Here is a 22,687-nt window from a genome sequence, read left to right as displayed (position 1 = left end):
ACGCGTCAGTTCTCCTCGTGCGGTGCGGGCGCCGGTTCAGCCAAATTCTCGGCAGGCATCCGGTAGAACAGGAGCAGGACGATACCGGCCACTTGCGCGACCGCCGGGATCAGCGCCATCGACAGGCGCACCGCCTCGCGCGCGGCCTCGCTCTGCACCAGCGCGGCGCCGGTCCCGGAACGGTAGCCGCTCGCCTGCAGGAACAGTCCGACCAGGAAGGGCGCGAGGGCGAAGGCGGCCTTCTGGAAGAACTCGAAGAAAGCGGCGTAGAGCCCCTCTTTGCGCAGCCCGCTGCGGCGCACCCCGAAGGCGATGGTGTCCGGCAACATGGACAGCGTCATCAGCAGCGTTCCCGTCGTCGCGAAACCGGCAAAGCCGCCGCGCAGCAGGAACAGGGCATCGCCCTCGGCCGGGGAGGCGGCGAGCCAGCTCAGGCTGATCGCGGCCGAAAGCACCAGTGCCGCCGCGCAGATCACCGGCTTGGGCGCGAAGCGGGCGATCTGGCGCCAGACGGGCACGCTCATGGTGCCGACCACGCCGCTCGCCAGCGCGAACTGCGCCATGCCGGTCTCTCCGCGTGCAAGCACGTCGCGCATGAAGAACAGCCCGGTCGCGCCCACCGCCGCCGAGGCGATGAAGCCGCAGAACTTGACGCCCAGCAGGACGATGAACGGGCGGTTGGCGAAAAGCTGCGCGAACCCGGCGAGTGCGGAGCCGCGCTCATGCTCGACAGGGTGCTCGCGCAGGCCACCCGTCGCGACGACCGCGACGGCCATGCTCACGAAGATGAAGGCGGCCATGCAATAGCCCATCCGCGCGAAGGCATCGGCGGAACTGCCGCCCCACGCGATCATCGCCGGGGCCAACGCTCCCCCCGCCAGCGCGGCAAGCTGGATGAAGAACGTCCGCCAGGCCATCAGCGAGGTCCGCTCCTGCGGGCTGTCGGTGATCTCGGCGGGCATCGCGGAAGAGGGAATCGCGAAAGCAGAATAGCCGGTGAAGGTCAGCAGCAGCGCGCCCATCACCATGACCGCCTGCGAACCGCCCGCCCCGCTGCCCGAGAACAGCCAGGCCATGCCGAGGCCGCTCAGCAGCGCACCCGCCGCCATCCACGGTCGCCGCCGTCCCCAGCGGCTGCGGGTACGATCGCTGCCCTGTCCGATCAGCAGGTCGGCGATGCCGTCGTAGATGCGCCCGGCCAGCATGAACGAGCCCGCGAGGGCGGGGTCCATCCCGGTCGCGGTCACCAGGTAATACATCAGGATGACGTTGACGACGTAGAGCACGGTCGTGCTGCCCGCCGAACCGAACGCCCAGCCCACTTTGGTCGTGATCGGTATGCGCCTGGTGCCGCCAGGTACACCTTGAGTGCCGTTGAGTGCCGCTATTTCGGTCAAGAGCACCCCCGCCTCGCAGGTCCGCCACGGACTGCCTACCAGCCGGAGACTACGGATACGGCGCTGGCCCGGGAAATCGAAAGCACGGCTTCTTCCATGCACAAAACGTATGCTCGGGGAATCGGAAGACCATGCAGATCCGGCAATTGCGACACTTCCTGGCGGCGGTGGAGACGGGCTCGATGACCCTCGCCTCGACCGCGCAGAACATCACGCAACCCACGCTTTCGCGCAGTATCCGCACGCTGGAGGAGCAGCTCGGCGTCGATCTGTTCGAGCGCGGCCACCGCGGCGTCCTGCCCACCCGATACGGGGAATTGCTGGCGGCCCATGCCCGCTCGATCCTCCACGGCTTCGACCAGGCGATCGAGGATGTCGGCGCCATGCGGGCGGGCGGTTTGGGCCATGTCCGCCTCGGCATCGGCTCCACCGCGACCGACCCGCGCATTGCGCAGGCCTGCGCGGAAATGGCGGTTTCGGCGGAAAACATCACGCTTTCGCTGGACTTCGACGTGCCCGAGACGCAGTTCGCGCGGCTGCGGCGCGGGGAACTCGATGCGATCATCGACACTTTGCGCCCCGACCTCGACAGCGGCGACCTCAACTTCCGGCCGCTCACCCGGCTCGACCTGATGCTGGTCGCGCGGCGGGGGCACCCGATCCTCGAGTGCGGCGTGACGCCTGCGCGAGAACTGGCCCGCTGGCCCTGGGCGATCTTCAACCAGCCCAATGCCGAGGCATTCTACCGCGGACTTCTGGGGCTGGAGGACGAGGACCATAACATCCGCGTGCGTAGTTCCTCGCCCGCGATGCTGCGCCAGCTACTGCTCCACGCCGACCTCATCGGCCTGATGGCCCGTACCGAGATCGCCGACTGCCTAGCCGACGGGCGATTGCAGGAAGTCTCCGCCGACATGCGCCGCGTCGAGGCGACGCTTTGCGTCATCACCCGGCGGCGGACCTACATGAGCGGCGCCCTACGCGTGGTGATCAAGCGGCTGCACGAGGCGCTGTGAGGGCCATCTCCCATACGATTTGGGCATGACTGCATGCGCGCTTTCGATTGGGCCGAAGCGCGCGCACCTCGCATAGTCCGGGCGATGAAGGCGGGGAAACACGGGACATGCTGAAACGTCCGGTCATGGCCGGGATCGCGGCGCTGGCACTGCTTGCAGTGGGGTTCGGCGCCTTCGCCCTCGCTGCGCGGACGGACGCATTCGCCATTTCGCTGGAGGATTTGCGCCACCGCTACCAGACCGCGCATTCGCGCTATGTGACGCTGGGCGGGGTGCAACTTCACATCGACGACCGGGGCGCCGGGCCTGTCATCATGCTCATCCACGGGCACTATCAATCGCTGCGCATCTGGGACGCATGGGCGCAGCAGCTCGCCCGCGACCACCGCGTGATCCGCATCGACATGCCGCCTTACGGCCTCTCCGGCCCCGACCGCACAGGCGAGTACAGCCCCCGCCGGGTCGAGCAGCTCATTGCCCTCCTCGCACGGCAGGAGCGCCTGAAGCGCTTCAGTATCGGCGGTATCTCCACCGGCAGCGCCATCGCCATGCGCTATACGCTGGCGCATCCCGATCAGGTTGAAAGCCTTATCCTGGTGAACGCGCCGCTGGTGCCGATCCCACCCGGCTTGCAGCCGAAGACCTCGGCCATGCTGGGCTTTCTGGAGAACACCCTGTTCCGGCCGATCTACCGGCCCAAGGCGTTCTACCGCTACCTCCTGAACCGCCTGATCGCCAACAAGTCCGTCCTCACCGACGATCTGGTGCAGCAGACCTACGACATGCACCGCAAGCCCGGCAATGGGGCGACGCTGGACCAGTTCACCAGCGCCCTGCGCTTTGAAGCGAGCGATTACGGCAAGCGATCGCAGACGACCGCGCAGCAGCTGGGCTCGGTCCGCGTACCGACGCTCGTGCTTTGGGGCGGGGCCGGGTCCATGCTCCCGGTTTCGGTGGGCTGCGAGGTGACACGCACGGTCGGCGCCTCCCGTCGGCTAATGGTCAGTTTTCCCGGCGCAGGCCATTTCCTGCCGATCGAGGCGCCTGACGCCGCCGAGGACATCGCCTGGTTCCTCGGCACCGGGAGCGGTCAGTCCGCCCGTCCGCCTGCCGGCACAGTACAGGACTGCACACGATGAAACACGCCGTGCTCGGCGCGTTCTGCGCGCTCTCGCTCACGATCGCCCCCGTCTGCGCGCAGGAAACCATCGCCAGCCCCGACCCGATCCCGGTCGCCGAACTGGAAAGCCGCTACCGCCTTCCGCAATCGAAGTTCATCGACCTGCTCGGCACGCGCATCCACTATGTCGATGTCGGCTCCGGCCCCGTACTGGTCCTCACGCATGGGTCGAGTTCGTCGCTGCGCACGTTCGCGCCCATGATCGAGCGTCTCAGCCGCCGCTACCGCGTGATCGCGTGGGATGAGCCGAACATGGGCCTGTCGGGCGCCCCGCCACGTGTACTCTACGACCGCCCGCTCTATCCCGTACTGGTGCTGGAGGCGCTGCTCGACACCCTCAAGGTCGAACGCGCCAACCTTGCCGGGGTATCGAGCGGCGGTGCAATCTCGTTCTACTACGCGGCGCGCAATCCGGCGCGGGTCGAGCGGCTGATCCTGTCCAACACGCCCACTGGCCGCGCGGACGGCAAAGGCATGGCGCTCAGCGCCGCGCTGGCGATGGAAATCGCCGCCTCCACTCCGGCCACCGGACGCAAGAGCAAGATCTTCCGCCCGCGCTCCTACTGGCGGGCCTACTTCGATTTCTACACCGGAGAGCCCGGCCGCGCGGACGACCGGCTCATCGACGAATACTACGACATGAACCGCCGCCCCGCCGCGCCCGACAGGCTGGCCATCGTCGCAGCGCTCGACGATCCGGCGCTGACCGCCGACGCGTTGGCGAAGGTGACTGCGCCGGTGCTGCTTGTCTGGGGCGCCCGCGATCCGGTCCTGCCGGTCGAGAGTGCAGCGGTCCTCCGCGATGCTCTGGTCCATGCTCAGGTATCGACGCTGATCCTGCCGGACGTAGGACATTATCCGCCGCTGGAAGTGCCGGGTCGCTTCGCCGACATCCTCGACAGCTTCCTCTTCGACGTTACCCCCTACCGGCCAGTCGCGCCGGACCCTGCCAAGCGGTGAGGCGCGCACATCCATGACCGACGACACGACCGAATTCTTCGGCATCCTGCACTGGAACGACTATTCCGAAGCCAGGCCGAGGCCCTTCGACGAAGTGGATTCCGAGTTCATCGCAGCCTGCGCCCGCGCTCATGAGGACGCAGGGTTCGATCGCGTGCTCATCGCCAACTCGGCCCATCGGCCTGACAGCCTGCCCATCGCGACATGGGCAGCGGCGGCGACCTGCAGGCTCGGCTTCATGATCGCGCACCGACCCGGCTTCATCGCGCCGACAATGGCCGCGCGCATGTTCGCCATCCTCGACCGGATGAGCGGCGGGCGCTGCGGTGTCCACATCATCACCGGTGCCGACGATCAAGAACTCCACGCGGACGGCGATTACAGTACCAAGGACGACCGCTATCGTCGCAGCCACGAATACGTCGAAGTCATGCGCAAGGTCTGGTCGAGCGAGGCGCCTTTCGATCACGAGGGGGAATTCTACCAGGTGGAGGGCGCCTTCTCCCACGTTCGGCCGGAAAAGGGCATCCCGGTCTTCTGGGGTGGCAGCTCGCCAGCCTCGATCGAGTACGGGACGCGCGCGGCGGACGTCTATGCGTTCCCCGGCTTCCCTGCCGCCGCCCTGAAGGAGCCCGCGCGCGACGTGCTGTCCCGCGCCCGCGCGATCGGCCGTTCACCGGCCCTGCTCACCTCCCTGCGCGTCCTCGTCGCCGACACTCCGGCGCAGGCGTGGGAACGCGCCCATGCCATTCAGGACCGGTTGATCGAGGAAGTCGTCGATAACGGCCGCTTCCCGACCAATCCGGGTGAAGGCCGCCGGGCGGCAATCGACCGGGCCAGGCAAGCCGCCAACGAGAATGCGCTGGAGGGTTTGCTCTGGGCAGGCATCACCCGCGTTCCCATCGGTCGGCCGGCGTTGGGATGCCTGGTGGGCAGCCACGATCAGGTCGCGGATGCGCTGATGGAATACCGGGAAGCCGGGTTCTCCCGGTTCATCGTCAGCGGCTATGACCCGATCCCCGACGCCCGCCTGTTCGGCGCAGAACTGATCCCCCGGGTTTGCGCACGCGCAAAGGCGCGATAGCCGGAACAAAGGCCGATCCCGTCCCTTCCTCCTGCAAAGGAGACAGAAATATGCTCGGCAAGATTTTGGGTGCAGTCGCAGGCAGTCAGGTAGCACAGCACGTGCGCGGTATCGACGGCACCGGCGGTGCGGTCCTCGGCGTAGCCGCGACGAGCGTGCTGCGACGACTGGGGCCAGTCGGACTCGTTGCCGCGGCGGTGGGCGGCTACGCGCTCAAGAAGCACATGGAAAAGCGGGAAGCCAGGAAAGCACCGGTCGCACCCAAGGCCGCACCCGGAAAATCCTAGGCCGGGCCGGCCGCGCGGTGGTACTCGCTCGCCGCCTGCGGGTCCTGCACGTCATAGGCGAACCACGCCTTCTGCCCGTAGTCATAGACCTGCACCAGCCCATCCTCGACCCGGGCTGCGAAGAACGTGGATGAGGCGCGATCGTAGCCTTTGACTTGCGCGCCATCGATCTCGACCGACACGAAATTCTTGTCCCCGGCGTCGTGGATTTCCGGCAGCGTACCGCCGAATTTTACACTCCGGGCACCGTCGAACCCCTGTAAACGGCCGTCGCGGAACTCGGCGGCGATCTGCAGGTCGCGGCCAAGAGAATGGTCGTAGAGTCCGGCGACCTTCTTGCCGGTCAGGGCGGCGAAGGCGATCGCAGCGATCATCGAACGGGTATGTGCTAGCATGATGAATGCCTGACACGTCGCGGCTACTGAAATCAAGGTGGCCTGCGACAAGCCGATTGCGCGCCGGCGTCACCTTTGCGAAAGATCGCGCCGCTACGGCAGGAACCAGGGCCGGGCGATGCAGGAGCAAGTTGTGAAGCCGACGTCGATAGCGGGAATGCAGGTGCTGTTCGTCATGGCCATCGACCATGAGTACGGCCCGCATCTCAGGGCGCGGATGACGCCGCTGATGACCGGCGTAGGTCCCGTCGAGGCCGCCATCGCGGCGACCGCGTGCCTGCAGCGTCTGGAGGCCTCGGGGCAATTGCCCGATCTGGTCGTGACCCTGGGCTCTGCCGGATCGCGGCGCTGCCGGATGGGGGAAGTCTACCAGATCGAAAACGTGTCATGGCGCGACATGGACGCATCGCGCCTCGGCTTCGCAAGGGGCGTCACACCGTTCGCCGACCATCCGGCAGTTTTGCAGTTGCCCGTGCTGCTCCCCGACCTGCCCCGCGCCTCGCTCTCGACCGGCGGCGATGTCATAGGCGGCGAAGACTATGCGCGGGTCGACGCCGACCTCGTCGACATGGAGACTTACGCAGTGCTGCGCGCATGCCAGCGGTTCGGCGTGCCGATGATCGGCCTGCGCGGTGTCTCGGACGGCGCGGACGAACTGGAGGGCATGTCGGGCTGGACCGAACTGCTCGCGCTGCTGGACGAGCGGCTGGCGATCGCGCTCGACAAGCTGACGGAGGTGCTTGAGCGCGGATTGGCGGATAGCCTTACCGCCAACGCCTGATCGTCGCCGAACTTACCTTCGTCATTCCCGCCTTCGCGGGGATGACGAAAGTGTTTTATACGCTCAGTATCAATACGAACCCGAAGTGTCGGTCGCATCGACGACGCCGTCGCCGTTGGTGTCGAGCCGCTCGAACATCCGCTCGCCCGAGGCATTGAACTCTTCCAGCGTCAGGTTGCCGTCCTTGTCGGTATCGAGCACGCCGAAGCGCACGTGGGCCTGCTTGACTTGGCCGTCCGGTGCCGGTTTGTCCTTGCTGAAGCGGCCGGTGAACTCGCCGACGTAGTCCGCCTCGCTCACCTTGCCGTCGCCATCGAGGTCGAAAGTGCGGTACTTGGCGGCACGGGCAGCGGCGAACTCGGCGGCGGTGACGCGGCCGTCGTGATCGGCGTCGTTCTCGCGCAGGAAGGCTTCCTTGCCGTGGCCGGGCGCGGCGCGGCGCTCTTCGGTAGACTGGGCAAGCGCGCCCTGGCTGGCTGTGAGGGCGAGAACGAGCCCTGCGATAAAGTGAGTCTTGGTCATGGTCTTCTCCGTTGAACTGGAAATCGGGATCACTCTTCGACCTGGAACGTAAGCGAGGTCGTGTAGCTGCGCTCGTCGGTGCCGGAGCCGGCGGGCGCCTCGGCGCGGTGACGCGTCATCAGGACGTATGTGCCGGGGCGGTCGAACGTGATGACGGCCTTGCCCTGCGCGTCGGTCCTGACCTGACGGTGGCTGACCGCCTCCTCATAGTCCGCGCCGCCCCGGTCCAGCTCCAGTTCCTGAGCGGCCATCGGCTTGCCGTCGAACAGTACATTGAGCGTGAACGGGGTGTCGAGATAGAGTTCGCTGGGATGCGTCACCGGCTGGATGCGCAGGCGCCCGATCGCGACGTCGACGGGCGCACGGGTCGGCTGCTTCTTGGAGACATAGGCGTCGGCGACGGTCTCGGTCTGGCTGGTGCGGACTTGCGTGGCTTCCTTGGGCACTTCGCCGTGGACCGGCTGCCACTTGCCGCCGACCAGCGCGCTCTTGCCCACCCGGCCGAGACGCACGCCCGTGGTGAAGCGATAAGTCCCCTCGGCATCGAGCGCACTTTCCAGCACCACCATCTGCTTGAGCGGGGTGATCGACTGGAAGCTGCCGCGCGATCCGTCCGGCAGGATGACGTGATAGTCGCTGGCATCGACCGGCACTTCGGGACGGAAGAACTTCTCGCCGAAAGCCGATTCCACCGTCACCATCTTCTCGGTATTGCCCGCGAAGAACTTGGGCAGGAGGTAGGAGGTGTGGGCGAGCGCGGCGCCGGGAGCGATGCTGACGGCGCACAACAGCGCGGCGAGCCTTACGGGAAGTCTGGTCATGGTCGAAGCGGTCCTCATCATTGTCCGGTGATCTCGAAAGTGAAGCTGTGCGCCTCGCCGTCCGGCGGGCGCGGGAAAGGCGATGCCCGGCGGACCAGAGCCATCGCCTCGTGATCGAAGCGCGAGGAGCCTGATGTGCGCGCCACGCGGATCGCGCGCGCGGCGCCGCCGGGCTCGACGGTGAAGGCGATCAGTGCCTCGCCCGCGCCTATGGTGTTGCCGCGCTGGTAGCGTTTCAGGTGCTGGTAGACGCGGCCGCTGAAATTGCTGACGGCAGAGTTGCCCGCCTGGTCGGTATTGCCTCCGCCGCTGCCGCCCTTCCCCTGAGCCTCCGCCGCGCTTTCCGCCGCCCGCGCCTGCGGACCCGGTGCAGTGGCGGCCGGAGTGACGAACGCGGCTGCGGGGATCAGCTTGGCCACAGGCAACTGCCGCGTCGTCGTCGCGGCCGTACCTTCACCCGTGCGCCCCTGCCCGCCGCCGCCTGCCTGCGCCGCCGGTTGCGGCAGGGGCTGCGCAGCGGGCCGAGCCTCTGCGACTATCGCCGGCGCCGGAACTTCGGCAGGCGGCGTCACCGCGCGTTCCCGAGGCTGTTGTGCCTCGGCCAGCGGCTGCATCTTCGGGCCTGGTCCGCCCTCGCGCATGGACAGATCGATGCTGACGAGGCGGGAGCGGGTGCCCCCTTCCACCAGCACCGTCTCACCCCAGGTGAAGACCAGCAGCGCCGCCACCAGGGCATGCGCGGTGACCGAGGCGGCCATGGCGTTCAGGTCGATCCGCGCAAACGGACCTGTCCCGAACTCGGATCTGCCCATCCAGGAAGCCATGTCCGCCTCGCCCCCCTTAGAACATTTTCGAGAGGGCGGCCTTGAAGTTGCGCCCCACCGCCGGGCGCGTGGACAGCGCCGACTGGTAATAAGTGTCGAAGATGTTCTCGACGCTCAGGCGCAGCGCGACGTTCTCGAAGATGCCGCCGCTCGGCGTGATCGTGGCGCGCAGGTTGTGGACGTCGAAGCCCTTGTGCTCGGTGCCGTTGATGTCGAGGTCTTCGGCGAGGGTCGTCTCCCAGCGCACGTCCAGCAGCTTGCCAAAGCGCTTGCCCGCCGAGAGCATGTAGGTCTTCTGCGGCAGGTTGGTCCAGTCGTCGATCACGCCGGTGGTGCGCAGGCGCTGACCGTCCGGGATCGTGGCGTTGAAGTCGAAGTAGATCCCGCTGGCGGTGGCGTAGGAAGCCTCGATCTCGAAGCCGTCGAGATAGACCTCGCGCACACCCGAGTAGGCGGTGTTGTCGGTCAGCTCGGTGTCGTAGTAGTTGACCTTGACCGCAAGGTGATCGCCCTTGCCGAGCAGATCGGTGCGGTCGAACGAACCGCCCGCTTCCCAGGTCCGGCTCTTTTCCGGCTGATTCATGTACGTGGCGTTGTCGAGGTCGTCGATGATCGGCAGGTTGCGCGTGCGCGCCCAGCTGCCGAACGCGGCGAGACCGAAAGGCAGCTCGTAGCGGGCCGAGACGCCGCCCATCCATGCCTCGTTGTTGTAGGAGACCCACGTGCCGGTGCGGTTGGACTTGACGTTCGAGGTCTCCCAGCGGATCGCCGGGCTCAGCGTAAAGCCCTTGAACAGGCCGATCTCGTCCACCGCGAAGGCGGCCATGCGGTTGTCGGTGCCGCCCGGCGCGCTGCTGGCGTCGGCGCGCTTCTTGTGGATGTACTCGACGCCGAAGTGCAGGTTGTGATGGATCGGCCCGGTCGAGAACAGCGCAGCGTTCTTGAGCGTGATCTTCGAGGTCTCGTAGCGGTGGTCGGCATTGAGCACCGGCGAGATCGCGACGCCCACGGCGCTCTGGTCGATCTCCTGATTGGCGTACGTGTACAGCAGCTGGAGATTGACCGCGTCGTTGTCGACCGGCTTGTAGGCGTAGGACACCGTCAGCACCTGGCTCTTGGTGTCGCGATCGACGTTGCCGAACACGCCCGCCGTGGTGCCGAAGCTGTCGTAGGGGACGTCCCGGTCGCTGGTGGTGGTCTGGTTGAAGCTGGCGGCGATGGTATGGGCGTTGTCGGCGCCGAAGTGGAATGCGCCTTTCACCAGGAAGCTGGGCAGCTTGAAGCTGCTGTTGCCGATGTCGTCGCCGTGGCCGTCCTGCTGCGTGCTCTGCGTGCGCCAGGTGTAGTTTGCCAGGAACTCGAACTGCTCGGTCGGCATTGCCGCGACGGTGGTGGAGGTCGCGAAGCCGTTACCGTTGGTCTGGCCCGAAACCGTCTGGCTGGCGGTGATGCCGGTCTTGCCGTGGAGGACGGTGGCCGCATCGTTGGTTTCCAGCAGGACGACACCGCCGATGATGCCCGAGCCCCACTCGAAGCTGCCCACGGTGCCGCGGATCACCTGCGCGCGCTTGTAGAGCAGCGGGTCGGTGAACAGCTGCGTGCCGACGCGGTAGATCTCTTCCGAGCCCGTGGTGGCGCCGTCGACGACGAAAGCGACCTTCTGGTCGGTGCCATAGGTGCCGTTGGCGCCGAAGCCGCGGATGTTGATGCCCGAGCCGATCGGGGTCGATCCGTTGATGAGCGTGACGCCCGGCACGGAATCCAGCAGTTCGGCGATGGTGGAGGCCTGGCGGTCCTCGATCTCCTTGCGGTCGATCACGGTGATCGGCGTCGCGGTGTCGGTCTGGATGGCGCGGGTGCTCTCGCCGATATCGATAGTGCCGAGGAATTCACCGGCCTGCGTGTTCTTGTCGGTGGCGGCAGCGTCCTGCGCATGGGCCGGAGCGGCGACGAAGAAGGCAATGGCGGACACCCCGCCAAGCGCGCGGGCGGCAAAACTACGAAGCATAATTGTTTCCCCTTCGCTAATGCGAATCGTATGCATTAGCAGAAAGGCCAATTGCGCAGCTTGACTGTTACGTAAAGGACTTTTTGCGGATTTCGTCCGGTGGCCCCGGAAAGATCGCGAAGGGCATGACGAAACCGCCCCGGAAGCGGTGTGCTTCCGAGGCGGTCTGTAAGAACTGTCAGCTTCTCGCCGCGTGCGGCGAAAGACGGTCAGAACGGGATGTCGTCGTCGAGGTCGTCGCCGAAGCCGCCGCCGGAACCGCCGGACGAGCCGCCCGAGGAACCGCCGGTGCGGCCCCATTCGCTGCCGCCCGCAGAGCCACCGGAGGAACCGCCGCCCCATTCGTCACCGCCGCGCGATGCTCCGCCCGAGCGCTGGCCGCCGCCGAAGCCGCCGCCCGAGGAACCACCCTCGCTCCAGCCGCCACCGCCGCTGCGCTGGCCACCGCTGCCGCCGCCCGGCGCACCGTCGAGCATGGTCAGCACGCCGCCGACGCCGCCGACCGAGACTTCGGTGGTGTAGCGGTCATTGCCGTTCTGGTCCTGCCACTTGCGGGTGCGCAGCTGGCCTTCGATGTAGACCTTCGAGCCCTTGCGCAGGAACCGCTCGGCCACGCCGACGAGGCCGTCGGACTGGAGCACGACCGAGTGCCATTCGGTACGCTCCTTGCGCTCGCCGGTGGCGCGGTCCTTCCAGCTTTCGGAGGTCGCGATGCGCAGATTGGCGATGCGGCCGCCGTTCTGGAACGACTTGATCTCGGGGTCGGCCCCGAGGTTGCCGACGATGATGACCTTGTTGACGCTGCCTGCCATGCGGGAATCGCTTTCCTTCGAAATCTGGCGGATGGGTTAGCCCAAGCCGGGGCACCGATGCGAGTCCGGCGGACCGCCTTTTCTACAATTGTAATGTTCCGGAGAGTGCCCACCCCGTTCGGCTAGGCGATAAATCGCCAAGCCTGCCGACCCTCCCGCAAGCGGGAGGGTAAGGCCTATTTTTCTCCCCTCCCGGTTGCGGGAGGGGCCGGGGGTGGGCCTTGAAACGCTACAACCCCGCCGCCACCGCGACCCAGTACGTCGCGCCCGACGCAATGTAGGCGAGGCCGAACAGGTACGCGAGCATGAACGTCGGCCACTTCCAGCCGTTGGTCTCGCGCCGGGTCACCGCGATCGTCGACATGCACTGCGGCGCGAACACGAACCATGCCAGGAACGCCAGCGCCATCGGCAGCGTCCAGCGCCGCTTGAGCTGGTCGCCGAGTTCGAGCGCCTGCTCGTCCTCGTTATCGCCCGCATCGACCGCGTAGGTCGTCGCCAGCGAGGACACCGCAACTTCGCGCGCGGCCATCGCCGGGATCAGCGCGAGCGCCATGTCGCGGTTGAAGCCGATCGGCTCGACCACGAAGGCGAGACCGTTCGCCACCTTGCCCGCGATCGAGGCGTCGACCTGGCTCTCGCCCGGGCCGGCCTTGGGGAAGTTGAGCATGACCCACAGCACGACCGTGACCATGAAGATGATCGTGCCCGCGCGGCGCAGGAAGATCCACGCGCGCTGCCACAGGCCGATCGCCATGTCCTTGAGGCGCGGCATCTGGTACTTGGGCAGTTCCATGATGAAGCCCGAAGCGGCGCCCTTGGTCATCGAACTGCGCAGCGCCAGCGCCACCGCCATGGCCCCGACCACGCCCACGACATAGAGCGTGAACAGCACCAACCCCTGCAGGCCGATCCCGCCCCACACGCTGGTATGCGGGATGAACGCGGCGATGATCACCGCATAGACCGGCAGGCGCGCCGAGCAGGTCATCAGCGGCGCGATCAGGATCGTCGTCAACCGGTCCTTGGGGTCGGTGATCGAGCGCGTCGCCATGATGCCCGGAATGGCGCAGGCAAAGCTGGAGAGCAGCGGGATGAAGCTGCGCCCCGAAAGGCCGACGCTCGCCATCATGCGGTCCATCAGGAACGCGGCGCGGGCCATGTAGCCCGATGCCTCCATGGCGAGGATGAAGGCGAAGAGGATGACGATCTGCGGCAGGAACACGATCACCGAGCCCACGCCCGCGATCACGCCGTCCGTCAGCAGATCGCGCAGCAGGCTTGGCGGAAGCGCGGCCTTGACGCCGTCGTGCAGCGCACTGACGCCCGCATCGAGCGCATCGGCGAACGGCGTCGCCCAGGCGAAGACCGCCTGAAACACCACGAAGAGGATCGCCAGCAGGATCACCGGGCCGACCCACGGGTTCAGCAGCAGCTGGTCCAGCTTCGCATGCAGGCGATGACGCTTCGATTCCGAGAGGATCGCCGCATCCGCCATGGCATGCGCGGCGACGCGGCGTTCGGTCTGTCCGAGGGCGGTCAGGCCCGGCCCCGGATGCCGCTCGCCGGCGTTCGCGATCGCCTCGCCCAGTTCGGCAAGGCCGCGGCGGCGCACGGCGACGGTCGGGATGACGGGGACGCCCAGTTCCTCGGCCAGCACGGCGGCGTCGAGCACCAGCCCGTCACGCTCCGCCAGATCGACCATGTTGAGCGCGACGACGGTGGGCTTGCCCAACGCCAGCAGTTCCTGCGCGAAGACGAGGTGCTGCTCGAGGTTCGATGCGTCGAGCACCACCACCAGCACGTCGGGCGCGGCCTCGCCGGGGAAGTGCCCGGCGATGACCTTGGCGGTCACTTCCTCGTCCGGGCTGGTCGGGTCGAGGCCGTAGGCGCCGGGAAGGTCGGTCATCTCCACCGGCTCCCCGGTGGGCAGCACGAAGCGGCCCGACTTGCGCTCCACGGTGACGCCGGGATAATTGGCGATCTTCTGGCGCGCGCCGGTCAGCGCGTTGAACAGCGCGCTCTTGCCCGCATTGGGGTTGCCGACGAGCGCGACCCGCCTGTTACCTTCAGGGCGTTGACGGCTCACAGTTCCTCGACCTCCATCGCGGCGGCATGGGCGCGGCGCACGGCCACGGTCATGCGGCCCACGGTAATGGCGATAGGGTCGCGCCCGCCCAGGATGCCGCGATGCGACACCGCGATCCTGGCGCCCTCCTCCAAGCCCAGGGCGCGGAGCCTGCGCGCCTCTTCCTGGACGAGCGCGGGCCAGTGCACGGCGACGATGCGCGCGGACCGGCCGATAGGAAGCATATCGAGAGTCATGCTGGCGCGGTGCCAGATAACACCCTTAATTGCAACCGGATCGCAATAGCGAAAGTATGGGTTTTAGCGGGGGCAAGGATTTGAAACGAAGCCAACCCAAGCACCGTTCGTCATTGCGAGCGCAGCGAAGCAATCCAGGGCAGTCTTGAGCCGCCCTAGATTGCTTCGCTGCGCTCGCAATGACGGATGGTTGTGTAGACTAGTGGTACGGAAGGTGGAGCGCAGACTGCGCTCCACTCCCTTTTACCGTGCCGGATACCGCATGCGGCCGAGCAGGCGGGTCATGCTGAACCGCTCGTCGGGCTTGCGCAGCAGCTGCGACTTGGCCTTCTCGAAGCGCATGATCCCGGCGATGCGGCGGTCGAGGAAGGCGCGCGTCTCGGCCTTGTCCTCGCTGGTGTCACGCGCGAAGGCGTGGAGCGTGGCCGCATAGATGCCGCCCAGGATCGCGCGCTTGGTGTAATGGTTGTAGTCGGTCGCGGTATCGCCCGCGAGCCGCCACATGGCATCGGCGCTGCGCCAGCCCAGCCGCGTGGATGCGGCGATGTTCTGCGGCATCGCCATGATCGTCAGCGCCCGCAGCAGCGCTTCCTCGCGCCCCGCCACGGCCTCCAGCCGCGCCCAGACGAGGCGGCGGATACGCTCGCGGATCGAGAGGTTCGACAAGGCGCCCCCTCCGACGGACGCGGTCATCGTCGCGTCGACATGCCCGATCCACGCCGAGATCATCGCCATCGCCCCGTCGCGGAAGGCATAGGCCGCCAGCGCCGGATCGACACCCGCCGAAGCCGCGGCCGAGGCGACCGCATCGGCAGTCCAGCCGTCGAACACCGCGGCATCGGCCACCAGCGGAGCCAGTTGCAGGCGCAGTTCGTCGAGCGAGGCGGCTTCTTGCGTCATCTTACGGAGTCCTCAGAACGTCGGGCCGTAGACCGGCTTGGCACTCTTCGCGCCCTTCTTGCCATAAGTCTCGATGACCGACATCAGCTGCGCGCTGCCGCCCTCGATCTTGGCATAGTCCCGCGCGCTGCGGCCCGAATTGTCGGAGCGGTCGGGATTGGCGCCCGCTTCGAGCAGCGCCTTGGTCAGTTGCAGGTCCTTGCGGTGGACAGCGAAGATCAGCGGCGTCTCGCCCGCGTCGTTCGAGGTGTCGGGGCTGGCCTTCTGGTCGAGCAAAAGCTGCGCGCCCTCGCGCCAGCCGAGGTTCACCGCCAGTTCCAGTGCGCTGCGCCCGCGATCGTCGGTGGCGTTGACGTTGGCGCCCTTGGCGATGAGGTAGTTGAGCCAGGTCAGGTCGCGGCGCGCGGTGACGATGTGCAGCGCGCCCTCGCCGGTGGTGATGTCCTTGGCGTTGATGATCTGGGAGGACTTCATGATCGCCTCCTCGACCTTGTCGCCTTCCTTCTTCTTCACCGCTTCGAGGAACTTGTAACCTTCCGAGAAGTCGGCGCGGGCGGGCGAGGTCATCAGCAGGCTCATCGCGAACACGGGAACAGCCACCTTGAGGACCATGCGAGAAAGGCCCACAACGCGGCGTATCGTCATCTTCAGCACTTCTAACGTCCTTCCACCACAGGTCTTTACGCGCGCCCCGCCATCCGCGCCTTGCATGGAGGCGTCTAGCAGGTCATGAGCGTGGGCGCCATGACATACCTTGCACGTCGTCTCGCTCCCCTTGCACTCGTATTGCTGGCGGGGCTGCCGCTTTCCGCCTGCTCAAAGCAGCCTGCGGTCGAGCGTCCGCCGCTCGAAGGCGCGGCCATCGGCGGGCCGTTCACGCTGGTGGACAAGGACAACAAGCCGGTCACCTGGGACAGCTTCAAGGGCCGCTGGCGAATCGTCTACTTCGGCTACACCTTCTGCCCCGACGTCTGCCCGCTCGACATGCAGGAAACGATGCGCGGCTTCGCCGAATTCGCGAAGCGCGAACCGGCCAAGGCGGCGAAAGTGCAGCCGATCTTCATCACCGTCGATCCGCAGCGCGACACGCCCGAGATCGTCGGCCAGTGGACCTCGGCGTTCGGCCCCAGGCTGCTCGGCCTGACCGGCACCCCGCAGCAGATCGAAAGTGCTGCCAAGGCCTTCGCGATCTACTACAAGAAGGGCTCCGACACGCCCGGCGGCTACCTGATGGATCACGTTCGCATCACCTACCTGTTCGCCCCCGACGGCAAGCCGATTGCCATGCTGCCCTCCGACCAGGGCCGCAAGGCGGTCGAGGCCGAGCTTGAAAAGTGGGTGAAGTGAGCGGCCAGAAGCCCTTCTGGGAACTGCCCCTCGACCGCCTGACCCGCGATGAGTGGGAGGCCCTGTGCGACGGCTGCGGCCAATGCTGCCTGCACAAGGTCGAGGACGAGGACACCGGCGAGATCTACCACACCAATGTCGCCTGCAAGCTGCTCAACCTCAAGACCGCGCAGTGCAGCGACTATGCCAACCGCCGCAGCTTCGTGCCCGACTGCCTGAAGCTGACGCCCGAGAGCGCGGGCCGCTACGCATGGCTGCCGCCGAGCTGCGCCTACCGCCTGCGTGCCGACGGCGACCCGCTGCCCGAATGGCACTACCTCGTCAGCGGCAGCCGCGACACGGTGCACGAGGCGGGCATCTCGGTCGCGGGCAAGGTGATCTCGGAGACGGTGGCCGGGCCGCTCGAACAGCACATCGTCTGGCCCTACGGCGATGAGGATGAGGAGGAGTGGGAGGTCGAGGACGGCAGCGCGCCGTGGGACGTCCTGCCGGAGCAAAAGCGCTGAATGCGATGCTCGACTGGCTGAGGCGCGATCCGCGCGAAGAGCTGGTCGTCGAGGTCGGCGACCGCGCCCTTCCCGTGGTGGTCCGCCACCTCGACCGCGCCCGCCGGATGACCATGCGCCTTGCGCCCGACGGCAGCGAGGTGCGCATCTCCGTCCCCCGCTGGACCCGCACGGCCGAGGCGGTCGCCTTCGCCCGGAGCCGCCGCGACTGGCTGGCGAAGCAGCTCGCCGCCCTCCCCGCCGCCGCGCCGATGGCGGACGGAACCACGATCACCTTCCGGGGCGACGCCCTCGCCGTGGTCCACGACATCACCGCGCCGCGACGCCCGGTCGTCGACGACGGCGAACTGCGCCTCGGCGGCCCTGCCGATTCGCTTGCCCCGCGCGTCCTGCGCTGGCTGCAGACGGAAGCGAAGGACCTCCTCGCCACCGACCTCGCCGAATATTGCGAGCGCGCCGCCCAGCCCTGCCCCGCCCTCGGCCTGTCGAGCGCGCAACGGCGCTGGGGTTCCTGCGCGCATGACGGGACGATCCGGATCAACTGGCGGCTGATCATGGCGCCCGATCCGGTGCGCCGCTCAGTAGTCGCACACGAGGTTGCCCACCTCGTCCACTTCGATCACTCGCCCGCGTTCCATCATGTCCTCAAGACGATCTTCGAGGGGTCGATTCATGAGGCCAATCGGTGGCTGAAGGCGCATGGCCGGTCGCTCTATGTACCGTTTGGGTAGCGTTGAGTGCCGTTAGGGCCTACATGGGTGCCATGTTGAAGCGCAGTGGAATCTGGAAAGACGCAAACCCGACCGGGATGGTCGCGGATTTCAAGCTGGTCTGGAAGCAGGCCGGACACAACCGCTGGCGCATCGCGGCGGTGTCGGCCGCCTGCACTTTTGGCGTGTTTTATCTGATGTTTACGCAGGAAGGCAGCGCCCCGCACCCGCCGCCGAAGGTGACCTGGATCTCCGTCCTCAAGGAACACCGCACCGACGCCGAGATCGAGGCGGAGAACCTCGCCAACCAGAAGGCCAAGGAAGCTTACGCCCGCGAAATAGCGCGCCGCGACAAGGACGTACGCGAACTCTACAAGACGATCGGCCGCTATTCCGGCATGGACGTCGACAAGATCGCGCGCGAAGCCGACGCCGAGGAAGCCGCCAAGGCCAAGGCCGATCGCGAACGCGTCGAACAAAATCTGAAGGCAGGCGGCATCGCCAACCCCAAGCTGGCACCGGACGCGGCCCAGCAGTGAACGACAGGGGGGGGAGCGAAGACGCGCGCTGGCTCGCCGCCGCCGCGGCTCTCGCCGCGCGCGCCCGTCCGCTGAGCAGGCCGAATCCGGGCGTCGGCGCGATCATCGTGAAGGCCGGCCGCGTGATTGCGCGCGGCTGGACGCAAGCCGGCGGCCGCCCTCACGCCGAAGCCATGGCGCTCGCCGCCGCCGGAGAGGCCGCGCACGGGGGCACCATCTACGTCACCCTCGAACCCTGCGCCCACAAGTCCGAGCGCGGCCCGGCCTGCGCCGACCTCGTCTCGCAGTCCGGCCTCGCCCGCGTGGTGATCGGCTGCATGGACCCCGATCCGCGCACCTCGGGCGCCGGAATCGCCCGCATCCGCGCCGCCGGGATCGAGGCCGAATACCTGCAGTCCGCAGCCTGCGAGCAGAGCCTTTCCGGCTATCTAACCACCAAGCGCCTCGGTCGCCCCGAGGTGACGCTCAAGCTCGCGATGTCGCTCGACGGCTGTATCGCGCTGGCGAGCGGCGAGAGCCAGTGGATCACCGGGCCTGACGCGCGCGCCCACACCCACGCCATGCGCGCCCGCGCCGATGCGATTCTCGTCGGCGGCGGCACATTGCGGGCCGACACCCCCCGCCTCGACGTGCGCCTGCCGGGATTGGAGGACCGCAGCCCGCAACGCTGGGTGCTGACACGCGGCTCCGCTCCCGAAGGCTGGCATGCGCTGCCCTCACCCGAGGCCATCGCCGGGATGGAAGGCGTCCTGCACCTCTTCGTCGAGGGCGGCGCCCATGCGGCCACAGCTTTCCTTGCGGCAGGGCTCGTCGACCGCCTGCTCATCTACCGCGCCCCGGTGCTGCTTGGCGGCAAGCCGGGCCTCGGCGATTTCGGCCTGCCCTCGCTGGCGCAAGCGCATGGCCGCTGGCGAATGGCGGCGCGACGGCAGCTTGGCAGCGACACGCTGGAAGTCTACGACGCGCGAAATTCTCACGAAGGCTAGCTCATGTTCACCGGAATCGTCACTGCCGTCGGCACCATCCGCGAAGCCCGCAAGACCGGCGACCTGCGCGCCGTCATCGCCTGCCCCTTTGATCCCGCGGGCATCGCGATGGGCGCCTCGATCGCCTGCTCGGGCGTATGCCTGACCGTGGTGGACAAGGGCGGCGTGGCCGGCGACGCCTGGTTCGCGGTGGATATTTCGGCCGAATCCGTGGCCCGCACCGTGTCCGGCCGCTGGCAGGAAGGCCGCCACCTGAACCTTGAGCCGGCACTGAAGCTGGGTGACGAACTGGGCGGCCACATCGTCACCGGCCACGTCGACGGCGTCGGGACCGTGGTCAGCATCGAGCCGGTCGGCGATTCGCGCCGCTTCGTCATCGCCGCGCCCAGGGAACTGGCCCCCTACCTCGCCCCCAAGGGTTCGATCACCGTCGATGGCATCTCCCTCACCGTCAACGAAGTGAGTGACGAACCGGACGGCACCTGCCACTTCGCCCTGAACATCATCCCCCACACGGCGGAAGTGACCACCATCGGCGCGATGCAAGCAGGGGACGGCGTAAATCTGGAGATCGACGTGCTGGCCCGCTATCTCCAGCGCATGCAGTCGCTGCGGAGCTGATCGGCCTGAAAGGCACGGCAGAGTCACCGCGTGTCGGTGACTCTGCGGGTTTCTCCCGATGATCCGGCGCCCTGCCACTAGGCTGGCGGCTACAGGATCATTTGGAGACAACGGCATGCATGGAGCCGCGCCGCAAGGCGGCTTGCTTCGGACCCGGACCAAGGCGCTCTACAGCTTTGGCAACGTCGGGAACCAGTTGTTCCGCGACGCGCCGATGATCCTCCTGCTTTACTACCTCACCAGCATCGTCGGCATTCCGCCAGCGATCGCGGGCGCGGCGATCTTCGTGCCCAAGGTCATCGTCGGCGCGCTCAGCGACTTCACCGTCGGCGTCGTTTCCGACCGCAATCTCCATCGCTTCGCACGGCGCAACTGGCTGCTGGTCGGCGCAGTGCTGGCCCCCTTCGCGATGATCGCCACGTTCTTCGTGCCCAACGCCGGGGTGAGCACGCAAGTCGGCTACGTCGTCGTCGCCTTCAGCTTCTACATGGTGACCTTCGCCAGCTTCTCCGTGCCGTTCCTTGCGCATTTCTCGGAAATCAGCAGCGATCCGCAGGAGCGTACGGTGCTGATGGCGTGGAAGCACGCCTGGACCGGCGCGGGGCTGCTGCTCGGCTCGGCGCTGGTGCCATGGCTCATCCACGAACTGGGTGCCGATCGCGGCGCCTACGTCACCGGCGCGGCGCTGCTGGGCGGGATCACCGCGATCAGCCTCGTCACCGCCTGGAACGCGGTGCGCAAGGTGAAGGTCGTCGCGCCTCTCGAGCGCGACCTGTCGCTGCGCGGCCTGCTGGCCACGCTGACCTTCCGCCCGTTCCGCGTCCTGTGCCTTTCCGCCGCCGCCATGACAGTGGCGGCAGGCACCTGCTCGGCGGCGATGGCGTTCTTCATCACCTACAACATGGGGCGGACCGACGCGCTGGTGCAGCTCGGCATCCTCGTCGCCATTGCGGGCTGCGTCGTCATGGCCGTCTCGCCGCTCTGGGTGGCGGCGGCGAAAGTGCTGGGCAAGCGCAACGCGTACCTCGTTGGCGCGCTCGGTCATGTGATCACGCTGATCGTCTGGTCCAATGCCGGCGCCGGGCCGATCTGGGTGACCTATGTGTGCTCGGGCTGCGTCGGGCTGTTCAACTCGGGCTGGGGCCTGATCGCGCTCTCGCTCCTCACCGACGCCATGGCGCAGGCGAGAGAAGAGACCGGGCGCGATACCGCCGGCTCGTTCGCCGCGATCTGGTCGATCATCGAGAAGGCCGGAATCGCGCTCGGCGGCACGCTGATCGCGAGTTCGATCCTGGCGATCGGCGGCTTCGATTCAGCCGCCGCCAAGCGCGGCATCGCCCAGAGCGCCGAGGCCATCGATGCGATCCGCTACGCCTTCGGAATCGTCCCGGCCGCGCTGATGTGCATTGCCGCGCTGATCATCTGGCGCTGCGTCCCCGCACGCGGAGGCGCAGCGCTGGCACACTAGAGCTGATGATATTGGATTGAACCATCCTTCGTCATTGCGAGCGCAGCGAAGCAATCCAGGGCGGGGTGATGCTGCCCTGGATTGCTTCGCTGCGCTCGCAATGACGATTCAGGTTAAATCATCGGGCTCTAGCTATCGTGCTGCGCCGCCGCCACGATCGCACGGTTGAGGCGGGTCTGGCGCAGGGCGGAGGGGTGCAGCACGCTGCGGTTCGGCAGCCCCCTCACCGCCAGAGCGAACTCGCGAAGCTGCGTCGCGAAATAGTGCGTGATCCCGTCGTTGAAGAGCGCATCGTCATCCACCGGTGCCCGCTCGGGCATGACGACGGGCTCGTCGTCGATCCAGAGTTCATCGCCGTTCTCGACGCGCACGGTGGCGTTCTCGAAGTGCGCGACCTTGCGGTTCATCGTGCGCTTCTGGTTGTACGAAACGTGGATAGAGGCGAGCACGTCGTCAGGATAGCGCAGCAGGATCATCGCCTCGTCCTCTGCCGCCCAGTCGGGCTGGAAGCGCGCCGCCTCGACATGGATGCGCAGCGGATCGATCTCGCCGACGACGAGTTGCAGGAAATCGATCGCATGCGGGGCGAACAGGGTAAGGACCAGTCCTTCCTCGCGCGTGCGGGTCGCCCACCAGGGCGCCTGCGGGCCGTCCCAAAACACGCACATCGAGATGCTGACCGCTCGCAGACGGCCGAACCCGGCGCGGCGGTCCTGCAGGGTACGCACCGCCTCGACATGGCGAAAGGTGTGCCCGGCAGCAAGGACCAGCCCGGTTTCGTCCGCCAGTGCAGCGATCCGCTCGGCATCGGCGAGGGTTTCGGAGAACGGCTTCTCGACCAGCACGTTGCGCCCGGCGCGCAGCACCTGCTCCACCTGATCCGCGTGCAATGCGTTAGGCGTGCACAGCACCACTGCTTCGACAGCATCCAGCGCCAGCGCCTCTTCCAGCGAAGTGCAGGCGTGTTCGGCGCCATACTCTTGCGCGAACTCGGCGGCGCGGGCGGGATCGGGATCGACCACGGCGACCAGTCGGGCATGCTCCGGACTGCGGGCGATCGCCTTGAGATGCAGCGGCGCAATCCGGCCGCAGCCGACGAGGGCGATCCCGATGGGTCGATCGATTGTCATGCAGGCTCCACGTAACGTCAGGCGGGAAAGGCCTGACGAGGCCCATATCTTCACCCGCCGTCCATCAC

General features: G+C 67.2%; 25 protein-coding genes. 13 read left to right on the top strand and 12 right to left on the bottom strand.

All coding sequences use genetic code 11. From position 1 onward, the window contains the following. Nucleotides 1-5 precede the first annotated feature (5 nt). A complete protein-coding gene (locus QRN25_RS25300; RefSeq protein WP_285022201.1) occupies nucleotides 6-1,397 on the bottom strand; it encodes an MFS transporter in 1,392 nt (463 codons plus the stop codon). Nucleotides 1,398-1,528: 131 nt separating this feature from the next. Here QRN25_RS25300 and QRN25_RS25295 point away from each other — a divergent pair, with 131 nt between their 5' ends. The 5 genes from QRN25_RS25295 (at nucleotide 1,529) to QRN25_RS25275 (ending at nucleotide 5,924) form a co-directional block, all read left to right on the top strand. Beyond that, on the top strand, nucleotides 1,529-2,413 hold the full coding sequence (locus QRN25_RS25295; protein WP_285022200.1) for a LysR family transcriptional regulator: 885 nt from the start codon (nucleotides 1,529-1,531) through the stop codon (nucleotides 2,411-2,413). Nucleotides 2,414-2,520: 107 nt separating this feature from the next. Further along, nucleotides 2,521-3,552 carry an alpha/beta fold hydrolase gene (locus QRN25_RS25290; RefSeq protein ID WP_285022198.1) on the top strand — a complete coding sequence of 344 codons (1,032 nt, stop codon included), beginning with the start codon at nucleotides 2,521-2,523 and terminating at the stop codon, nucleotides 3,550-3,552. Then, nucleotides 3,549-4,553, top strand: a complete 1,005-nt coding sequence (locus tag QRN25_RS25285; protein WP_285022197.1) for an alpha/beta fold hydrolase — start codon at nucleotides 3,549-3,551, stop codon at nucleotides 4,551-4,553. The genes QRN25_RS25290 and QRN25_RS25285 overlap by 4 nt, the downstream gene beginning before the upstream one ends. A gap of 13 nt (nucleotides 4,554-4,566) precedes the next feature. After that, the gene (locus tag QRN25_RS25280; RefSeq protein ID WP_285022194.1) at nucleotides 4,567-5,637 is read left to right on the top strand and encodes an LLM class flavin-dependent oxidoreductase; all 1,071 of its coding nucleotides are present in this window, start codon (nucleotides 4,567-4,569) and stop codon (nucleotides 5,635-5,637) included. 50 nt (nucleotides 5,638-5,687) lie between these two features. Then, nucleotides 5,688-5,924: a hypothetical protein gene (locus QRN25_RS25275; protein ID WP_036527928.1), complete on the top strand. Its 237-nt coding sequence runs from the start codon at nucleotides 5,688-5,690 to the stop codon at nucleotides 5,922-5,924. On the opposite strand, the gene QRN25_RS25270 is transcribed toward QRN25_RS25275, so the two are convergent. Beyond that, nucleotides 5,921-6,319, bottom strand: a complete 399-nt coding sequence (locus QRN25_RS25270) for a hypothetical protein (protein ID WP_285022190.1) — start codon at nucleotides 6,317-6,319, stop codon at nucleotides 5,921-5,923. The two genes, QRN25_RS25275 and QRN25_RS25270, sit on opposite strands and share 4 nt — an antisense overlap. A gap of 118 nt (nucleotides 6,320-6,437) precedes the next feature. Between QRN25_RS25270 and QRN25_RS25265 the strand changes: the two genes are divergently transcribed. Next, complete coding sequence (locus QRN25_RS25265; RefSeq protein ID WP_285022187.1) at nucleotides 6,438-7,100, top strand: 5'-methylthioadenosine/S-adenosylhomocysteine nucleosidase; 663 nt, start codon at nucleotides 6,438-6,440, stop codon at nucleotides 7,098-7,100. Nucleotides 7,101-7,169: 69 nt separating this feature from the next. Here QRN25_RS25265 and QRN25_RS25260 read toward each other — a convergent pair whose 3' ends face one another. The 9 genes from QRN25_RS25260 to QRN25_RS25220 all read right to left on the bottom strand — a co-directional run bounded on the left by QRN25_RS25260 (nucleotide 7,170) and on the right by QRN25_RS25220 (nucleotide 15,966). Next, nucleotides 7,170-7,622: an EF-hand domain-containing protein gene (locus QRN25_RS25260; RefSeq protein WP_008829846.1), complete on the bottom strand. Its 453-nt coding sequence runs from the start codon at nucleotides 7,620-7,622 to the stop codon at nucleotides 7,170-7,172. Between the two features lie 29 nt (nucleotides 7,623-7,651). Further along, the gene (locus QRN25_RS25255; protein WP_271184352.1) at nucleotides 7,652-8,443 is read right to left on the bottom strand and encodes a DUF4198 domain-containing protein; all 792 of its coding nucleotides are present in this window, start codon (nucleotides 8,441-8,443) and stop codon (nucleotides 7,652-7,654) included. Nucleotides 8,444-8,460: 17 nt separating this feature from the next. Continuing rightward, the gene (locus tag QRN25_RS25250) at nucleotides 8,461-9,267 is read right to left on the bottom strand and encodes a TonB family protein (protein ID WP_285022185.1); all 807 of its coding nucleotides are present in this window, start codon (nucleotides 9,265-9,267) and stop codon (nucleotides 8,461-8,463) included. A 16-nt stretch (nucleotides 9,268-9,283) separates the two neighbouring features. Then, nucleotides 9,284-11,275 carry a TonB-dependent receptor plug domain-containing protein gene (locus QRN25_RS25245; RefSeq protein WP_285022184.1) on the bottom strand — a complete coding sequence of 664 codons (1,992 nt, stop codon included), beginning with the start codon at nucleotides 11,273-11,275 and terminating at the stop codon, nucleotides 9,284-9,286. A 209-nt stretch (nucleotides 11,276-11,484) separates the two neighbouring features. Next, nucleotides 11,485-12,087, bottom strand: a complete 603-nt coding sequence (gene ssb, locus QRN25_RS25240; RefSeq protein WP_285022183.1) for a single-stranded DNA-binding protein — start codon at nucleotides 12,085-12,087, stop codon at nucleotides 11,485-11,487. Nucleotides 12,088-12,316: 229 nt separating this feature from the next. Next, entirely contained in the window at nucleotides 12,317-14,176 is a 1,860-nt protein-coding gene (gene feoB / locus QRN25_RS25235) for a ferrous iron transporter B (RefSeq protein ID WP_285022181.1), read from the bottom strand. Next, nucleotides 14,173-14,412, bottom strand: coding sequence for a FeoA family protein (locus tag QRN25_RS25230; RefSeq protein ID WP_008829840.1), 240 nt, complete (start codon nucleotides 14,410-14,412; stop codon nucleotides 14,173-14,175). Before QRN25_RS25230 ends, feoB begins: the two co-directional genes overlap by 4 nt. A 243-nt stretch (nucleotides 14,413-14,655) precedes the next feature. Continuing rightward, on the bottom strand, nucleotides 14,656-15,312 hold the full coding sequence (locus QRN25_RS25225) for a COQ9 family protein (RefSeq protein ID WP_036527940.1): 657 nt from the start codon (nucleotides 15,310-15,312) through the stop codon (nucleotides 14,656-14,658). A 12-nt stretch (nucleotides 15,313-15,324) separates the two neighbouring features. Beyond that, nucleotides 15,325-15,966, bottom strand: coding sequence for an ankyrin repeat domain-containing protein (locus QRN25_RS25220; protein WP_285022177.1), 642 nt, complete (start codon nucleotides 15,964-15,966; stop codon nucleotides 15,325-15,327). Between the two features lie 75 nt (nucleotides 15,967-16,041). Between QRN25_RS25220 and QRN25_RS25215 the strand changes: the two genes are divergently transcribed. The 7 genes from QRN25_RS25215 to QRN25_RS25185 all read left to right on the top strand — a co-directional run bounded on the left by QRN25_RS25215 (nucleotide 16,042) and on the right by QRN25_RS25185 (nucleotide 21,489). After that, nucleotides 16,042-16,659: an SCO family protein gene (locus QRN25_RS25215; protein ID WP_285022175.1), complete on the top strand. Its 618-nt coding sequence runs from the start codon at nucleotides 16,042-16,044 to the stop codon at nucleotides 16,657-16,659. Then, a complete protein-coding gene (locus QRN25_RS25210) occupies nucleotides 16,647-17,165 on the top strand; it encodes a YcgN family cysteine cluster protein (protein WP_036527947.1) in 519 nt (172 codons plus the stop codon). The genes QRN25_RS25215 and QRN25_RS25210 overlap by 13 nt, the downstream gene beginning before the upstream one ends. Nucleotides 17,166-17,170: 5 nt before the next feature. Further along, nucleotides 17,171-17,896 (top strand): M48 family metallopeptidase, encoded by a 726-nt coding sequence (locus tag QRN25_RS25205; protein ID WP_285022232.1) that lies wholly within the window; start codon nucleotides 17,171-17,173, stop codon nucleotides 17,894-17,896. A 23-nt stretch (nucleotides 17,897-17,919) separates the two neighbouring features. Further along, a complete protein-coding gene (locus tag QRN25_RS25200; protein WP_285022172.1) occupies nucleotides 17,920-18,414 on the top strand; it encodes a hypothetical protein in 495 nt (164 codons plus the stop codon). Further along, on the top strand, nucleotides 18,411-19,400 hold the full coding sequence (gene ribD, locus QRN25_RS25195) for a bifunctional diaminohydroxyphosphoribosylaminopyrimidine deaminase/5-amino-6-(5-phosphoribosylamino)uracil reductase RibD (protein ID WP_285022170.1): 990 nt from the start codon (nucleotides 18,411-18,413) through the stop codon (nucleotides 19,398-19,400). Before QRN25_RS25200 ends, ribD begins: the two co-directional genes overlap by 4 nt. 3 nt (nucleotides 19,401-19,403) lie before the next feature. Beyond that, nucleotides 19,404-20,021: a riboflavin synthase gene (locus QRN25_RS25190; protein WP_285022168.1), complete on the top strand. Its 618-nt coding sequence runs from the start codon at nucleotides 19,404-19,406 to the stop codon at nucleotides 20,019-20,021. A gap of 115 nt (nucleotides 20,022-20,136) precedes the next feature. After that, entirely contained in the window at nucleotides 20,137-21,489 is a 1,353-nt protein-coding gene (locus QRN25_RS25185) for an MFS transporter (RefSeq protein WP_285022167.1), read from the top strand. A 128-nt stretch (nucleotides 21,490-21,617) separates the two neighbouring features. Here the strand turns inward: QRN25_RS25185 and QRN25_RS25180 are convergent, their stop codons facing one another. Next, a complete protein-coding gene (locus QRN25_RS25180; RefSeq protein ID WP_285022165.1) occupies nucleotides 21,618-22,619 on the bottom strand; it encodes a Gfo/Idh/MocA family protein in 1,002 nt (333 codons plus the stop codon). Between the last annotated feature and the right edge of the window lie 68 nt (nucleotides 22,620-22,687).

Source organism: Novosphingobium sp. fls2-241-R2A-195 (assembly GCF_030209485.1).
Classification (GTDB): Bacteria; Pseudomonadota; Alphaproteobacteria; order Sphingomonadales; family Sphingomonadaceae; genus Novosphingobium; species Novosphingobium resinovorum.
The sequence above is the reverse complement of the archived record's forward strand: the minus strand, read 5'-3'. Positions and strand labels throughout refer to the sequence as shown.

What these genes read in the sequence shown, in the direction of transcription:
- QRN25_RS25260 (WP_008829846.1), bottom strand. Translation starts at nt 7,622, where the DNA reads ATGACCAAGACTCACTTTATCGCAGGGCTCGTTCTCGCCCTCACAGCC.
- ssb (WP_285022183.1), bottom strand. Translation starts at nt 12,087, where the DNA reads ATGGCAGGCAGCGTCAACAAGGTCATCATCGTCGGCAACCTCGGGGCC.
- QRN25_RS25255 (WP_271184352.1), bottom strand. Translation starts at nt 8,443, where the DNA reads ATGACCAGACTTCCCGTAAGGCTCGCCGCGCTGTTGTGCGCCGTCAGC.
- QRN25_RS25245 (WP_285022184.1), bottom strand. Translation starts at nt 11,275, where the DNA reads ATGCTTCGTAGTTTTGCCGCCCGCGCGCTTGGCGGGGTGTCCGCCATT.
- QRN25_RS25205 (WP_285022232.1), top strand. Translation starts at nt 17,171, where the DNA reads ATGCTCGACTGGCTGAGGCGCGATCCGCGCGAAGAGCTGGTCGTCGAG.
- QRN25_RS25295 (WP_285022200.1), top strand. Translation starts at nt 1,529, where the DNA reads ATGCAGATCCGGCAATTGCGACACTTCCTGGCGGCGGTGGAGACGGGC.
- QRN25_RS25275 (WP_036527928.1), top strand. Translation starts at nt 5,688, where the DNA reads ATGCTCGGCAAGATTTTGGGTGCAGTCGCAGGCAGTCAGGTAGCACAG.
- QRN25_RS25200 (WP_285022172.1), top strand. Translation starts at nt 17,920, where the DNA reads ATGGGTGCCATGTTGAAGCGCAGTGGAATCTGGAAAGACGCAAACCCG.
- QRN25_RS25280 (WP_285022194.1), top strand. Translation starts at nt 4,567, where the DNA reads ATGACCGACGACACGACCGAATTCTTCGGCATCCTGCACTGGAACGAC.
- QRN25_RS25285 (WP_285022197.1), top strand. Translation starts at nt 3,549, where the DNA reads ATGAAACACGCCGTGCTCGGCGCGTTCTGCGCGCTCTCGCTCACGATC.
- QRN25_RS25180 (WP_285022165.1), bottom strand. Translation starts at nt 22,619, where the DNA reads ATGACAATCGATCGACCCATCGGGATCGCCCTCGTCGGCTGCGGCCGG.
- QRN25_RS25250 (WP_285022185.1), bottom strand. Translation starts at nt 9,267, where the DNA reads ATGGCTTCCTGGATGGGCAGATCCGAGTTCGGGACAGGTCCGTTTGCG.
- QRN25_RS25185 (WP_285022167.1), top strand. Translation starts at nt 20,137, where the DNA reads ATGCATGGAGCCGCGCCGCAAGGCGGCTTGCTTCGGACCCGGACCAAG.
- QRN25_RS25215 (WP_285022175.1), top strand. Translation starts at nt 16,042, where the DNA reads ATGAGCGTGGGCGCCATGACATACCTTGCACGTCGTCTCGCTCCCCTT.
- QRN25_RS25270 (WP_285022190.1), bottom strand. Translation starts at nt 6,319, where the DNA reads ATGCTAGCACATACCCGTTCGATGATCGCTGCGATCGCCTTCGCCGCC.
- QRN25_RS25230 (WP_008829840.1), bottom strand. Translation starts at nt 14,412, where the DNA reads ATGACTCTCGATATGCTTCCTATCGGCCGGTCCGCGCGCATCGTCGCC.
- QRN25_RS25225 (WP_036527940.1), bottom strand. Translation starts at nt 15,312, where the DNA reads ATGACGCAAGAAGCCGCCTCGCTCGACGAACTGCGCCTGCAACTGGCT.
- QRN25_RS25190 (WP_285022168.1), top strand. Translation starts at nt 19,404, where the DNA reads ATGTTCACCGGAATCGTCACTGCCGTCGGCACCATCCGCGAAGCCCGC.
- QRN25_RS25265 (WP_285022187.1), top strand. Translation starts at nt 6,438, where the DNA reads ATGCAGGAGCAAGTTGTGAAGCCGACGTCGATAGCGGGAATGCAGGTG.
- QRN25_RS25290 (WP_285022198.1), top strand. Translation starts at nt 2,521, where the DNA reads ATGCTGAAACGTCCGGTCATGGCCGGGATCGCGGCGCTGGCACTGCTT.